The following is a 14,322-nucleotide window of genomic DNA, read 5'->3' as shown; positions in this document are numbered from 1 at the left end:
ATCGCGTGACGAAGGTCCCTCGTTACACGGATCGCGGAGATTCGTAAAAATTGCGCAAAGTTGCGCGGGAGAGGCCTTACCCAACGCGCAAAAGTGTGTGTACCGGGCGATGCCGGGTCAGGCCAGTGCAGCCCAGGCCTGGTGCGCGGCGCCGAGCAGGCCCGCATTGTCCAGTTGGGCGGGCACCACAGTGAGGTCCGTGACGAACGGCAGCTGCGCCAGCCGCTTCACCCACGCCTGCACCGGGTCGAACAGCACCGGTCCCGCCTTCGCGACCCCGCCGCCGATCACGACCGCGGTCAGGTCGACGGTCACGGCCGTCGCGACGATTCCCGCGGCCAATGCCTGCGCCCCGTCGTCGAACGCGGCCAGCGCGAGCTCGTCCCCGGCCGCGGCATCGGCGGCCAGTACTTCGGCATCCACGGTCTCGCCGGTCCGCCAGCCGCTGCGTTGCGCGCGGGCCACCATCCGCGGGCCGCTCGCGTACGCCTCGACACAGCCGAACGAGCCGCACACGCAGGCCTCGCCGTCCTGGTCGATCACCACGTGGCCGATGTGGGCCGCGTTGCCGGACTGGCCGATCAGTGGCTTGCCGTCGACGACGAGGCCGCCGCCGACTCCGGTCGAGACGACGATGCCGAGCAGGGTGTGGGCGTCGCGGCCGGCGCCGCCCCAGAACTCACCGAGCGCGAAACAGTGCCCGTCGAGCCCGAGCGCGACGGGGATGTCGCCGGTCATCGCGCGGACCCGGTCGACGATCGGGAAGTTGCGCCAGCCGGCGATGTTCACCGGGGAGACCAGACCGTGCTGCTGGTCGACCGGTCCGGCCGAGCCGATGCCGACGGCCAGCGGGGCCGCGTCGCCGCTCACCCGCTCGATCAGCTCACCGAGGGCGGCGAACACCTGGTCGGCGTCACCGGACGGGGTAGCGATCCGGTCACCGGTGAGAACCGTGCCGTCCGCGGACACCAAAGCGGCGGCCATCTTCGTGCCGCCGATGTCGATTCCCAGCACGGTTCCCCGCGCCTTCGCTGTGTCGTCGCTCATCGTCCCCCCGGTCAGGGCGGTCAGGTCGAGAGACAACGTTATCTGTAGTCGGCCCGAACAGACAGGGGTGATCCGTGGTAATCACGGAAAACCCGCAGGAAGGAGGCAGGTAACTGCCATGACAACGCCTGACAACGATGCCCCTCAAGCCCTCCCTCAACCTTCCCCGACCCCTCCACAACCCACCGCCCCACCACCTCCCGCGCACTCCCACCCACCTCCTCACCCACCGCCCGCCCACCTCCTCACCCACCGTCCGCCTCACGTCCCACCCACCGCCGGCCCGGGCGGCTTTGAGCTCCCACCAACCATTTCGCGGCCTTCGAAATGGTTGGTGGGGGCTCAAAGTGCGGAGGTTGGTGGCGGCGTGGGTGCCTGAGAGGGGGGCGGGGTGGCGGGGTGGGCCGGGTGGGGGAGAGGGTTGGGGGATGAGTGATCAACTGGATCGTGACGCGGCCGGCTCGTTGGTGGTCGGTTTTGCTGGGACTTCGGCGCCTGACGAGCTGCGGCGCGCCGTGGCGGGCGGGCTCGGGGCCGTCATCCTGTTCACCCGCAACGTGGCGGACGCCGAGCAGGTGGCGGCGCTGACGGCCGCCTTGCGGGCCGAGCGGCCGGATCTGATCGTGGCGATCGACCACGAGGGGGGCGAGTTCAGCCACCTCGCGCCGGCGAATCCGTGGCCCCTGGCCTCCCCGCGCCTGCTGGGCGACCTGGACGACGTCGACCTGACCCGCGCCGCGGCCCGGGACGCGGCCGCGACCCTGGCTGCGCTCGGGATCGACCTGATGCTGGCCCCGTCTGTCGACGTGAACAGCAACCCGGCGAACCCGATCATCTCCACCCGCTCGTTCGGCCGCACCGCGGACGTCGTCGCGCGGCACGGCGTCGCGTTCGTCGAGGGTGTCCACGCCGCCGGGATCGCCGCCTGCCCGAAGCATTTCCCGGGCCACGGCGACGTCGCGGTCGACTCGCACACCGACCTTCCGCGGGTCGACCGTTCGATCGAAGAGGTCGCGGCCGTCGAGCTCGCACCGTTCCGAGCGACCATCGCCGCCGGTGCCGACGTCGTGATGAGCGCGCACATCATCTTCTCGGCGTACGACGACCAGCCGGCCACGCTCTCGCACCGGGTGCTGACCGGACTGCTGCGCGAGGAACTCGGCTTCACCGGCGTCATCACCACCGACGCGCTCGAGATGCAGGCGATCACGAAGAACCGCTCGATCGAGGACGCCGCGGTCGCGTCGATCGGAGCCGGCGCGGACCTCGCGATGATCGCGGTCGGTACGGCGGACCCGCAGGCGCTGACCGCCCGCGTGGTCGACGCCGTCCGCACCGGGACTCTCCCGGCTGAGCGGGTCGCCGACGCCGCGTCCCGGGTCCGGGCCCTCGCCACCTCACTCGGGCAGCGCAGTCGGCAGCCGGGTCTCGACGGCGCTCCGATCCGCGAGGTCGCCGCGCGGGTGGTGGCCGGGCAGACGTTCCCGGCGTTCGGCGCGACGCCGTACGTCGTCGATCTGACGCAGGGCCTGCATCCGGCCTGGAATCCCTACTTCTCCGGGCTGCCCGAGATCTTCACGCGGGTCGCTCCCGGTGCCGAGGGCGTCGTACTCCGCGGTGAGCACCACCTCACGGACAACGGCGAGCCGCAGGACGACGCGATCGCGAAAGCAGCCAAGGCCGCGCAGGGCCGGCCGCTGGTGATCGCCGTGCAAGACGCCGGCCGGACGCCGTGGATGCGCGAGGCCCTCAACCACCTCGTCCAGGGCCACCCCGACAACGTCTTCGTACTCTGCACCGGCATCCCCGAGGACCAGGCCCTCGTCCCCGCCGGCACCCCCTCCGCCACCACCTCAGGCCGCAACGTCATCGTCCTGGAAGCGATCGCCAAGGCGCTGACCCGCGAAGGCTAGGCCGACGGCAGCTCGACAGGAGGTGTCCGGCCGGACCGGCCGGACGCACGCTCAGCGGGACGGCCGAGCCGGCGTAGTGGGCGTATACGTACTGTCGAGCTGCAGATGACCTCAGTCGGAGCGGCACCCCAGCTCGAGGTCCAGCGCATGCTCCTCGACGTGGTTGAGGGCGTGGCGGACGGCGCCGACCGAGACGATCGCGTCGCCGAGTGAGGAGACGGCGACGCGTGGGGGAGTGCTGGTGTAGTGCGCCAGGTTGGCTTCTAGGTCGGGAAGGAGAGCGGCAGCGGCCTCGGCGACGGCGCCGCCCAGGACCACCAGTTCGGGATTGAACAGGGCGCCGAGCGTCGCGACCACCCGCGCGGTCCGGCCGGCAATGTCCTGAAGGATGCTCTGGGCCACCTTGTCGCCGTCGGCGGCGGCGCGGAAAACCTGCTCGGCGGTCACCACGCCGTCGGTCGCGAGGTCACGCAGTGACGTTTCCACGGCCGCGTCCGCGACCGCCGCCGTACCGTTCTCGCGGGCGATCCGGGCGATCCCGTGGGTGTCGCCGACGCCCTCGACCAGCTTGAGGAACACCATCTCGCCGGCGCCGCCGCGACTGCCGTGCAGCAACCGGCCGGAGTCCATCAGACCCGACCCGAACCGTTCGCCGGCGAGCAGTACGACGAGGTCGTCGACGTTGCGCGCCTCGCCCCGCCAGTGCTCCCCGAGCGTCGCGAGGTTCGCGTCGTTCTCCAGCAGGACCGGCCACCCGTGCAGTTCGGTCAGCCGCTGCGCGAGCCCGGTGTCGAAGCGCCGCCAGAACTCGTCGTCGACGAGGATGTTCCCGTCGCGGTCGACAGGTGCCGCGACCCCCGCACCGGCGGCGAGGACCTGAGCGTCCGTCACACCCGCGGACGCGAGCGCCTCGACCACGGTCTCGTGCACGATCTCCGTCCGCTCACTCGGCGTCGTCACACCGGCGGCCGACCGCCCGGCCTTGGCCACCGTCTCGCCGCGCAGGTCGGAGACCAGCACCGTCGTCTTGGCGGCGCCGATGTCGATGCCGAGCACGTACCCCGCGTGGCTGTTGAACTCGAACCGCCGCGACGGCCGTCCGACCGACGTCCGGCCGGGGTCGAGCTCGACCACCCAGCCCATCGAGATCAGGTCGTTGCAGACCGCGTGCACGGTCGCGCGGGTGAGACCGGTGGCCTCGATCAGGCCGGTTCCTGTCATCACCCGGGCGCGGGTGAGCACGCCGAGTACCTTGCCCGCGTTCACCCGCCGCAGCATCGTCGGCGTGGCCGTGGGCGGCGTTGTCGGTGGTTTCGCCATGAAAGCCCCTTGACCTCGTCGTCGTACCGACCGCAGAATACATGCAGATTCTAAATTTAGAGCCTATATATAAACGCCGGGTTACCAACAGACTTCCGTGTGAGGCATCAGTGACCACTCCGCAGTCCACCGACCCCGACTGGTGGCGGCAAGCCGTCGTCTACCAGATCTATCCGCGCAGCTTCGCCGATGCCAACGGCGACGGTGTCGGCGACCTGCCCGGCATCATCAGTCGAGTCCCGTACCTGGTGGCGCTGGGCATCGACGCGGTCTGGCTGAGCCCCTTCTACCCGTCCGCGCTGGCCGACGGCGGGTACGACGTGGACGACTACCGCAACGTCGACCCGCGGCTCGGGACCCTGGAGGACTTCGACGAGCTGATCGCGGCGCTGCACGCGGAGAACATCAAGCTGATCGTCGACATCGTCCCGAACCACACGTCCGACCGGCACGAGTGGTTCGTCGAGGCGCTCGAGGCCGCGAAGGGCCACCCGGCCCGGGACCGGTACATCTTCCGCGACGGCCCGGAAGGCGGTGCCCCCGACCAGCCGCCGTCGGACTGGGACTCGGTGTTCGGCGGCTCCGCCTGGGCGCAGACCGACGACGGCCAGTGGTACCTGCACATGTTCGCGGCCGAGCAGCCCGACCTGAACTGGCAGCACCCCGAGGTGCGCGCGGACTTCCTGGACACCCTGAAGTTCTGGTCGGACCGTGGCGTCGACGGCTTCCGCGTCGATGTCGCGCACGCGCTCGTGAAGGACCTGTCCGAGCCGTTCCCGTCGAAGGCCACGCTGCCCCGGCAGTCGGAGTCGAACGGCAAGCACCCGCTCTGGGACCAGGACGGCGTGCACGAGATCTACAAGGACTGGCGCAAGCTGCTGAACACCTACGACCCGCCGCGGTCGGCGGTCGCCGAGGCGTTCGTACCGGCCGCTCGCCGGGCCCGCTACGCGAGTGCCGACGGGCTCGGGCAGGCGTTCAACTTCGACCTGCTGCAGGCCGACTTCGAGTACGAGAAGTTCCGCCAGGTGATCGAGGAGAACCTCGCGCTCGCCGCGGAGAACGGCTCGTCGTCGACGTGGGTGTTCTCGAACCACGACGTCGTCCGGCACGCCACCCGGTACGGCCTGCCGAAGAACCCGAAGGGCGGCTGGCAGGACGGTAAGGACTGGCTGCTGAGCAACGGCACCGAGCCGACTGTCGACGTCGCGCTCGGTCTGCGCCGGGCTCGCGCCGCGACCCTGCTGATGCTGGCGTTGCCGGGTTCGGCGTACCTGTACCAGGGGGAGGAGCTCGGGCTGCAGGAGGTCGGCGAACTGCCGGCCGCGAACCTGCAGGACCCGGCGTACTTCCGGTCGAAGGGTGCCGAGAAGGGCCGTGACGGCTGCCGCGTGCCGCTGCCGTGGACTGTCGGTGGCCTGTCGTTCGGCTTCGGTACGGGCGGGTCGCACCTGCTGCAGCCGAAGTGGTTCGGCGCGTACTCCGTCGAGGCGCAGCAGGACGACGCGGAGTCGACGCTGAGCCTGTACCGCAAGGCTCTCGCCGTACGGCGTGGGCTGCGCACCGGCAGCTCGCTCACCTGGATCGACGGCACCGACGACGTACTGCACTTCGTCCGCTCGGGCGGCTGGCAGAGCGTCACGAACTTCGGCGCGGCACCGGTCGAACTGCCCGACGCGGCGGTCGTGCTGTCCAGCGGTCCACTCGAAGGCGACAAGCTCCCCAGCGCCACGACTGCCTGGCTGATCTAGCCAGTCCCAAGACCCGCTCCGGTCTAGCCGTCTGCAGGCGGCCCTCCCCCTGTGGCCGGGGCGTTGATGGACGTGGCGGGGGCACCGGGCGGTTGCCCCCGTCACGATCCGTCCCAACTGCGGGCCAAACTGCGGGAATGTCAGGATAAGCGCGTGACGACGCTTGCGGACGTGATCGCGGTTCTCGATCGGCTCTACGACCCGGCCTGGGCGGAATCCTGGGACGCGGTCGGTCTGGTGACCGGCGACCCGGAGCAGGAGGTACGGCGGGTCCTGTTCGCTGTCGACCCGATGCGGGGGGTGATCGACGAGTCGATCGACGGCGGGTTCGATCTGCTCGTCACGCATCACCCGTTGCTGCTGCGCGGCGTGAACAGCGTGGCCGCGAGTACGCCGAAGGGCCGCGTGATCCACGATCTGATCCGCGCCGGTGTCGCGTTGCACGTCTGCCACACCAACGCCGACAACGCGAACCCCGGTGTCAGCGACGCGCTCGCCGCCGCGATCGGGTTGCGTGACACCCGGCCGCTGAAGGCGATGCCGGCCGAGCCGATGGACAAGGTCGTCGTGTTCGTCCCGGTCGCGGAGACCCAGCCGATGATCGACGCGCTGGCGAAGGCCGGCGCGGGACAGATCGGCGACTACGAGCGGGCCGCGTGGAGCGGCGCCGGCGAGGGCACCTTCCGGCCGCTCGCCGGCGCGAACCCCACGATCGGCTCCGTCGGGGACATCGAGGTCGTGCCGGAGAACCGGATCGAGATGCTGCTGCCGCGCCGCAAACGCCGCGCGGTCGTCGAGGCGCTGGTCGCGGCGCATTCGTACGAAGAACCGGCGTACGACATCTATGAGGTGGCCGCCCTGCCGAGCGAGCGTGGCGGCGGGCGGGTCGGCGTACTCGCGGAGCCGCTGCCGCTGGCCGAGTTCGCGCGGCTCGTCGCGGAGCGCCTGCCGCGGACCGAGCACGGGGTCCGGGTGTCCGGGGATCTCGACCGGACGATCGAGACCGTCGCGGTGGTCGGCGGAGCGGGGGACTCGGAGTTCGACCGGGTCCGCGCGGCCGGCGTCGACGCCTATCTGACCGCCGACCTGCGGCACCATCCCGCCACCGAGGCCCGTGCGTACGGCGATCCCGCGCTCGTCGACGTCGCGCACTGGGCCAGCGAGTGGCCGTGGCTGTCCGATGCCGGTCGCCTCCTGCAGGAAGGACTGGCGGCCCGAGGCAGTACCGTAGACACTCACATCTCAACGCTCTGCACGGACGCATGGACCCTGCGAATCTGAGCGCGCCGCCACCATTTCGAAGGAGCCGACTCTGAACGCCGAGCCCGCCGTCCAACGCCGGTTGCTGGACCTGCAGGATCTCGACCTGCAGCTGGATCAGGTCGCGCACAAGCGCGCGTCGTTGCCCGAGCACCAGGCGCTCAAGGAGCTGACCGCCGAGAAGTCCGTGGTCGACCGCGAACTGGTCACCGCCGACACCGAGGTCAGTGACCTGCAGCGTGAGCAGAAGAAGGCCGACAGCGATGTCGAGCAGGTCCGGCAGCGCAAGGCGCGCAACCAGCAGCGGATCGACTCCGGTCAGGTCACGTCGCCGCGCGACCTGGAGAACCTGCAGCACGAGATCGGTTCGCTCGACCGGCGGATCTCCGACCTGGAGGACGCCGAGCTCGAGGTGATGGAGAAGCTCGAGGCCGCGGAGGCGGTGCAGACCGATCTGCGCACCCGGGCCGAGGCCTTCGCCGGCCGGCAGTCGGAGCTGGAGACCACCCGTGACGCCGCGCTCAAGGAGCTCGACGAGCAGCGCGCCGAGCTCGGTGACAAGCGCTCCACAGTGGCGGCCGAGCTGCCGGAGCAGCTGCTCGCGCAGTACCAGCGGCTGCGGGAGCACAACGGCGGGATCGGCGCCGCACCGCTCGTCGGCAAGCGCTGCATGGGCTGCCGGATGGAGCTCGCACCGTCCGACCTGAACACGATCAAGGCGGCCGCACCGGACGCCGTACTGCGCTGTGAAGAGTGCGGACGGATCCTGGTACGGACGTCGGAGAGCGCCGCATGACGTACGACCACGTCATCGTCGAGGCTGACGGTGGATCGCGGGGGAACCCTGGACCGGCGGCGTACGGCGCTTTGGTGCGCGACCCGGTGACGCGGAAGGTGATCGCGCAGCAGGGCCGGACGCTCGGGATCGCGACGAACAATGTCGCGGAGTACTCCGGGCTCGTCGCGGGGCTCGAGCTCGCCGCGGAGTACGCGCCGAACGCGTCGATCGAGGTCCGGATGGACTCCAAGCTGGTCATCGAGCAGATGGCCGGCCGCTGGAAGATCAAGCACCCGGACCTGCAGCCGCTGGCGATCAAGGCGCAGGGGCTGGCGCCGTTCGGGACCGAGTGGACCTGGGTGCCGCGGGCGCAGAACTCGGCCGCCGACGCGCTCGCGAACAACGCGCTCGACGGTGTCGACATCCCGCTGACGCCGGCCGACCCGGTGGCGGCGCCGGCTCTGGCGAAGGACCCGTCGGATCTCGCGAAGGCGTTGCAGGGCTGGGGTCCGCAGGCCGAGCCGCCGACGCAGCTGATCTTCCTGCGGCACGGCGAGACGCCGCACACCGTGGAGAAGCGGTTCTCCGGATCCGGTGGTGACAACCCGGGGCTGAGCGAGACCGGCCGCGCGCAGGCGCTGGCGGCCGCCGAGTACCTGTCGCGGATCGGTGGAGTCGACGCACTGGTCGTGTCGCCGATGCGCCGTACCCAGGAGACCGCGGCGGCCGTCGCGGACAAGCTCGGGCTCGACCCGATCGTGGACGAGAACTGGCGAGAGGTCGCGTTCGGCGACTGGGACGGACACACGTTCGCGGAGATCCAGGAGAAGTGGCCGGACGCGATGAACGCCTGGCTGGAGTCGACCGCGGTCGCACCTCCCGGCGGTGAATCGTTCGACACATGCGCCCGGCGGGCCCGCTCGGCGCGCGACGGTCTGCTGACGCGGTACCCGGGCAAGACGGTCGTCGTGGTCACCCACGTGACGCCGATCAAGCTGATGGTCCGGTCGGTGCTCCAGGCCCCGATGTCCGCGCTGTTCCGGATGGAGTTGCGCCCGGCAACCCTGACCGAGATCCACTGGTATGCCGACGGTCTCGCGTCCTTGCGCTCCTTTAATGTGCAGCCCTCGTGAGGGCATGCCTCCCACTCTCACGCCTACTGCGGGGCACTCGGCACGGCACCTCGCCGCACGGGTGCAAAGGCCACGATGCTCCGCATCGAGACCTTCGCCCCCGCACGCCGATGCACCGCACCGAGCACCTCCTCGCGACGGCGTGAGAGTGGGAGGCATGCCCTAGTCTGACCCCATGCCGCTGCAGAGGGTTCGTTTCGCCGAGGCCGTTCCGGAGGTCTTCCGGGCATCGTTGCAGGACATCCGCCGGGAGCAGGAGGTGCCCGCGGAGTTCCCGCCCGAGGTGACGGCGGCGGCGCTGCAGGCTGCCCAGAACGCGCGGTTACCGGAACTCGATCGGACCGACCTCGAGTTCGTGACGATCGACCCGCCGGACTCCATGGACCTCGACCAGGCGCTGTACATCGAGCGCAGCGGCGACGGGTTCACTGTCTACTACGCGATTGCCGACGTGGCCGCGTTCGTCCAGGCCGGCGATCCGATCGACGCCGAGGCCCGGCGCCGCGGCGAGACCCTGTACGCCCCGGACAAGCGCACCCCGCTGCATCCGCCGGAGTTGTCCGAGGGCGCGGCCTCGTTGCTGCCCGACCAGGTACGTCCCGCGGTGCTGTGGACGATCACCGTGGACGCGACCGGCGAAATGACGGGCGTCACGTGCGAGCGGGCCCTGGTGAAGTCGCGCGCCAAGCTCAACTACGCCGGCGTACAGAAGGATCTGGACGCGGGGACGGCGTCGGAGTCGTTGCAGCTGCTGCGCGAGGTCGGGAAGCTCCGCGAGCAGCGCGAGCTGGAACGCGGCGGCGTCAACCTGCCGATCCCGGACCAGGAGATCGTCACCTCCAACCACGGCTGGGGTCTGGAGTTCCGGGCGCCGCTGCCGGTCGAGGGCTGGAACGCGCAGATCTCGCTGCTCACCGGGATGGCGGCCGCGCAGCTGATGACGAAGGGCAAGATCGGCATCCTGCGCACCCTGCCGGAGTCGCACGACGACCTGCGGCGCAAACTCGGCAACACCGCCAAGGCGCTCGGGATCGTCTGGGCCGACGAGGCGACGTACGCCGAATTCATCCACGGGCTTGACCCGAAGGTGCCGGCCCACGCGGCGATGCTCGCGGCGTGCACGGTGCTGTTCCGCGGCGCCGGGTACACGGCGTTCGACGGCCAGGTACCGGAGCGGTCGGGGCATGCGGCGATGAAGGCGGAGTACGCCCATGTCACGGCGCCGCTGCGCCGGCTGGTGGACCGCTGGGCGGGGGAGATCTGCGTCGCGCTGTCGGCGGGCGTCGACGTACCGGCCTGGGTACGTGAGTCGATGGACGAGATTCCGAAGATCATGGACGACGCGGACCGGCGGGCGCACGCGTACGAGCGCTCGATCGTCAGCATGGTCGAGGCGGGCCTGGTCGCGGACCAGGTCGGCGCCGAGTTCGACGGCGTGATCACCGACGTCGACGACAAGGAGAACACCCGCGGCATCGTCGCGCTGACCAAGTTCGCGATCGAGGGCCGGGTCACCGGTGCGGCGCTCCCGCTCGGTCAGCAGGTCCGCGTGAAGCTCGTCGAGGCCGACATCGCCAAGCGCACCGTCGCCTTCGAGCTGGTCCGGTAGGCAGTCCTAGCCGGCTAGGTAGTCCTCCACCGCGGCGGTGGTCCGCTTCACGTCGCCGGTCGCGAGTAGGTCGAGCAGGGCGCCGCGGAGCATCGCCAGTACGGCGGTACGTCGTGCCTCGGTCGCTTCGGGCCCGCTCGTCTTGAGCAGTTCGAGCCAGTCGTCGACGGTCGAGCGGGCGAAGTCGGACCACGGGCCTTCCGGCGCGACGAGCGAGCGCCCGTACGCCTCGACCCAGAACGTCATCAGCGGCCGGCGTTCCGGGGCGGCCAGCCAGGTCCACAGTTCCCGGGCGATCACGGTCAGGCCGGGCGGTTCGTCGTACCGCTGCTCGGTCTGACGGAGGAGTTCGAGCTGGTCGGCGCGGCCGCGGGCGAGCAGGGCGCGAATCAGGCCGTCCTTGCTGCCGAACAGGAACAGCAGCACGCGCGGGCTCGAGCCGATCGCGGTCGCCAGCGGGCGCAGCGAGAGATCGGCGAGCCCGTGGGTGAGCGAGTAGGCGTACGCGCGCTCGAGCAGTTCCTGTTCGCGGGCTGATGGAGCTTCCTTCGTGGACGGCACGGGGATAGTATGGCGTACTGAAACAGTCGTGTCAGTAGATCGGGTGGGTTGATGGAGAAACTGATCAGGAAGCTGGGGCAGCCTGGAGACCTCGGCTGGGTCGTGCAGTCGCACGCGGAGATCTATACGGCGGAGTACGGCTGGGGGCCGGCGTACGAGACGTTGATCGCGCAGATCGTGGCGGCGTACGCGTCCGACCACGACGACGAGCGCGAGGCCGCGTGGATCGCCGAGGTGGACGGGGAACGGGCCGGCAGCATCTTCTGCGTGCGCGGGCCGGACGAGACGACCGCCCAGCTGCGGTTGCTGCTCGTCACGCCGGCTGCTCGCGGTCTGCGGCTCGGCGGCGAGCTGGTCGACACGTGCCTGGCGTTCGCACGATCCGTTGGTTACAAGCGGATGGTGCTGTGGACGAACGATCCGCTGGTCGCGGCGCGGCACATCTACCTGGCGCGCGGGTTCCGCCTCACCGGTTCCGAAGTCCACGAGATGTGGGGCGACAACCTGGTCGGTCAGACCTACGAGCTCGACCTCTAAGACTTGCAGACCGGGGCGCCCGGGGCGGCAGTCTTGTGGATCGCGTGTGAGAGGAACGCGTTGACGTAGCCGTTGGTGACGGTCAGCGCGTGTCGCGGGCCGACGCTGCCGAGCGGCAGGAACCTGCGCAGCGGGTACGCGAGGTAGTAGGCGCCGTAGTCGGTGAAGTTGAAGTGCCGCGTGCCCGGGACCGTGGCGCACCACGACGCACCAGTGCTTGCCTTGAGCAACGAGAGGGCGCGGTCCCGGTCGTGGTCGTTCTTCGCGTCCGGGCCGCAGACGCTGGTGATACAGGAGTCGTCGGCGCCGAGCAGCATGATCGGCGCCTTCACGCCCTTCGTCACGACGTCACCGAACTGGATCCCGTCGAGGTCGACCGCGGCCGCACACCGTGCGTCCAGCCGGCACGCCTCGAGAGACGCCGCGCCGCCGAACGAGTGGCCGACGTACGACGCGCCGACCGTGGACTCGACCGAGTTCGGGAGCTCCTTGGCGACCATGCCGGCCGCGAACCGCGCGTCGGCGGCCCAGGTGCCGACCAGATGATCGCCGACCTGCCGTGCGCCCTCGGTGCTGTCGCCGAGGTTCGGCGGGTTCGCGTCCGGTTTGCTCTCGACGGTCTGCCCGCCGAGCACGGTGAGATTCGCGCTGTACGTCGGCGTGACGCCGGCGACCAGGTATCCGTGACTGGCGAGATCCTCCGCGAGGGCGGCGTACATCGGAGCGGACAGGCCCATACCGGGCATCAGTACGACGACCGGGAACCGCCCGGGGGCGACGGCGACGCGGTCCAGCGCACGGTCCTGGAGAGTGTCGAACGGTCCTTGGAACACGGAGATCGGGGCCTTGAGGTGCAGCCCGCTCCACTCACCCGGCGCGTACTGCACGCGACGGCCGGTGGTCTCCTTGGCCACCGGGTACCAGACCCAGACAGCAAGCCGCCGCGGACCGTCGACGAACGGGTCGCGGCGTGGCGTATCGGTCCATTCGTACGTCCGCCGCCCCACCTGAAAACTCCCCGTCGGCTCCGGCAACGACACCGGCTCCGACCGCTGCACCAACACCCACCCCACATACCCAGCCCCACCCACAAGTACAACCAGAAGCACAAACACGACCCCAGTCCGCACTCGCCGCCTCATGCCCCCACTTTCTCACCCCGCCCGTCCAACACCCCGCCGTACAACCGCCGAGTCGTGAGAATCGGCGCACGACTCGGCGGACGGGCGGGGCCAGGTCGGGAGTCCCCGGGAACCGGCGACCGCGAAGACGCGCGCACTGCCGGTCCGCGAGGTGACGTGCGCGGCCTCAGGCGACACATGGCCACCGCCCAGCACCACGTTGTCGCCAAGCCGGCCAACCACCTCACCGTACGGATCGAGCACCGCAGGCACTCCGTCGCGCACACCCATCGAACACCCTGGCGGCCAGGCGACCTCGATCATGCGGTTGTTGTCGAGGAGGACGACGCAACTGGTCGCCTCGTGCACGGCGAGAAGCCCTTCACGCCGTGCCGCCATGTTCTTCGCCGGGCGTTGCTGGACGGTCAGGTGCGGCAGGTGCAGCGAGTCGGCAGCCACGTTCTCGATCGTACGGCGTACTTGGTCGGGCGATGTCGAAGTCGGGAGGGTGGCTCCGACGTTTCGGGTGATTTGTTGGTTGAGGGAGGAGTGGTTATGGGGTTGCCGGATGTGGTGTCGCGGGTGGAGTGGGAGCGGGCGCGGCGGGAGTTGCTGGAGGTGGAGAAGGCGTTCACCAAAGAGAGGGATGCGCTGAACACGCGGCGGCGGGAGTTGCCGATGGTGCTGGTTGAGAAGGCGTACTCGTTCGACGGGTCCGGGGGCGCGGTGGGGTTGCTGGAGCTCTTCGAAGGGCGGGACCAGTTGGTCGTGTACCACTTCATGTTCCAGCCGGAGTGGGACGCCGGCTGCCCGAACTGCACGGGTTTCGTCGACGACATCGGGTCGACGCGGCTGCTCAACGCGGCGAACACCACGTTCGCGCTGGTCTCGCGAGCGCCGTACGAGAAGCTCGCGGCGTATCAGGCGGCCCGCGGCTGGGAGTACCCGTGGTACTCGTCGTACGGGAGCGACTTCAACTACGACTACCACGTGACGCTGGACGAGTCCGTCGTACCGTTCGAGTACAACTACCGCACCAAGCCCGAGTGGGACGCGCGGCCGAACAACGAGCACACCCAGACGCAGCAACCCTTCGACCTCCACGGCCTGAGCTGCTTCCTCCGCGTCGACGAGCAGGTGTACCACACCTACTCGACGTACGGGCGCGGCCCGGACGCGATGACCTTCACCGTCACCGCCCTGGACCTCACCGCCCTCGGCCGCCAAGAACCCTGGGAGAAACCCGCCGACCGCGCCGTACCGTCCCACCAGGACCACTGCCACTGAGCCGG

13 protein-coding genes are annotated in these 14,322 nt (G+C 70.0%); 8 read left to right on the top strand and 5 right to left on the bottom strand.

The window, feature by feature from the left end; genetic code table 11:
- Positions 1 to 117: 117 nt before the first annotated feature.
- Positions 118 to 1,047: an ROK family protein gene (locus E0H50_RS17125; RefSeq protein WP_131289336.1), complete on the bottom strand. Its 930-nt coding sequence runs from the start codon at positions 1,045 to 1,047 to the stop codon at positions 118 to 120.
- Between the two features lie 428 nt (positions 1,048 to 1,475).
- Between E0H50_RS17125 and nagZ the strand changes: the two genes are divergently transcribed.
- Positions 1,476 to 2,960 (top strand): beta-N-acetylhexosaminidase, encoded by a 1,485-nt coding sequence (gene nagZ / locus E0H50_RS17115; RefSeq protein ID WP_131289334.1) that lies wholly within the window; start codon positions 1,476 to 1,478, stop codon positions 2,958 to 2,960.
- 111 nt (positions 2,961 to 3,071) lie between these two features.
- Here the strand turns inward: nagZ and E0H50_RS17110 are convergent, their stop codons facing one another.
- Complete coding sequence (locus E0H50_RS17110; protein ID WP_131289332.1) at positions 3,072 to 4,280, bottom strand: ROK family transcriptional regulator; 1,209 nt, start codon at positions 4,278 to 4,280, stop codon at positions 3,072 to 3,074.
- Positions 4,281 to 4,390: 110 nt separating this feature from the next.
- Between E0H50_RS17110 and E0H50_RS17105 the strand changes: the two genes are divergently transcribed.
- The 5 genes from E0H50_RS17105 (at position 4,391) to E0H50_RS17085 (ending at position 10,811) form a co-directional block, all read left to right on the top strand.
- Complete coding sequence (locus E0H50_RS17105) at positions 4,391 to 6,031, top strand: glycoside hydrolase family 13 protein (protein ID WP_238151019.1); 1,641 nt, start codon at positions 4,391 to 4,393, stop codon at positions 6,029 to 6,031.
- 153 nt (positions 6,032 to 6,184) lie between these two features.
- On the top strand, positions 6,185 to 7,312 hold the full coding sequence (locus tag E0H50_RS17100) for a Nif3-like dinuclear metal center hexameric protein (protein ID WP_238151018.1): 1,128 nt from the start codon (positions 6,185 to 6,187) through the stop codon (positions 7,310 to 7,312).
- A 61-nt stretch (positions 7,313 to 7,373) separates the two neighbouring features.
- Positions 7,374 to 8,087, top strand: a complete 714-nt coding sequence (locus E0H50_RS17095) for a zinc ribbon domain-containing protein (protein ID WP_202868180.1) — start codon at positions 7,374 to 7,376, stop codon at positions 8,085 to 8,087.
- On the top strand, positions 8,084 to 9,202 hold the full coding sequence (locus E0H50_RS17090; RefSeq protein ID WP_131289324.1) for a bifunctional RNase H/acid phosphatase: 1,119 nt from the start codon (positions 8,084 to 8,086) through the stop codon (positions 9,200 to 9,202). Before E0H50_RS17095 ends, E0H50_RS17090 begins: the two co-directional genes overlap by 4 nt.
- Positions 9,203 to 9,377: 175 nt before the next feature.
- Positions 9,378 to 10,811 (top strand): RNB domain-containing ribonuclease, encoded by a 1,434-nt coding sequence (locus E0H50_RS17085; RefSeq protein WP_131289322.1) that lies wholly within the window; start codon positions 9,378 to 9,380, stop codon positions 10,809 to 10,811.
- A gap of 6 nt (positions 10,812 to 10,817) precedes the next feature.
- On the opposite strand, the gene E0H50_RS17080 is transcribed toward E0H50_RS17085, so the two are convergent.
- Positions 10,818 to 11,372, bottom strand: coding sequence for a TetR/AcrR family transcriptional regulator (locus E0H50_RS17080; protein ID WP_131289320.1), 555 nt, complete (start codon positions 11,370 to 11,372; stop codon positions 10,818 to 10,820).
- 51 nt (positions 11,373 to 11,423) lie between these two features.
- Between E0H50_RS17080 and E0H50_RS17075 the strand changes: the two genes are divergently transcribed.
- Complete coding sequence (locus E0H50_RS17075) at positions 11,424 to 11,909, top strand: GNAT family N-acetyltransferase (RefSeq protein WP_131289318.1); 486 nt, start codon at positions 11,424 to 11,426, stop codon at positions 11,907 to 11,909.
- Here E0H50_RS17075 and E0H50_RS17070 read toward each other — a convergent pair.
- Together E0H50_RS17070 and E0H50_RS17065 are read right to left on the bottom strand one after the other, a co-directional pair.
- Positions 11,906 to 12,967: an alpha/beta hydrolase gene (locus E0H50_RS17070; RefSeq protein WP_165547164.1), complete on the bottom strand. Its 1,062-nt coding sequence runs from the start codon at positions 12,965 to 12,967 to the stop codon at positions 11,906 to 11,908. The two genes, E0H50_RS17075 and E0H50_RS17070, sit on opposite strands and share 4 nt — an antisense overlap.
- Before the next feature lie 96 nt (positions 12,968 to 13,063).
- Positions 13,064 to 13,489 (bottom strand): hypothetical protein, encoded by a 426-nt coding sequence (locus E0H50_RS17065; protein ID WP_131289314.1) that lies wholly within the window; start codon positions 13,487 to 13,489, stop codon positions 13,064 to 13,066.
- A gap of 96 nt (positions 13,490 to 13,585) precedes the next feature.
- Between E0H50_RS17065 and E0H50_RS17060 the strand changes: the two genes are divergently transcribed.
- Positions 13,586 to 14,317 (top strand): DUF899 domain-containing protein, encoded by a 732-nt coding sequence (locus tag E0H50_RS17060; RefSeq protein WP_131289312.1) that lies wholly within the window; start codon positions 13,586 to 13,588, stop codon positions 14,315 to 14,317.
- Positions 14,318 to 14,322 lie beyond the last annotated feature (5 nt).

The sequence above is a fragment of the Kribbella sindirgiensis genome (assembly GCF_004331435.1).
GTDB classification, from domain to species: Bacteria; Actinomycetota; Actinomycetes; order Propionibacteriales; family Kribbellaceae; genus Kribbella; species Kribbella sindirgiensis.
This window is presented reverse-complemented; position numbering and strand designations above follow the sequence as displayed.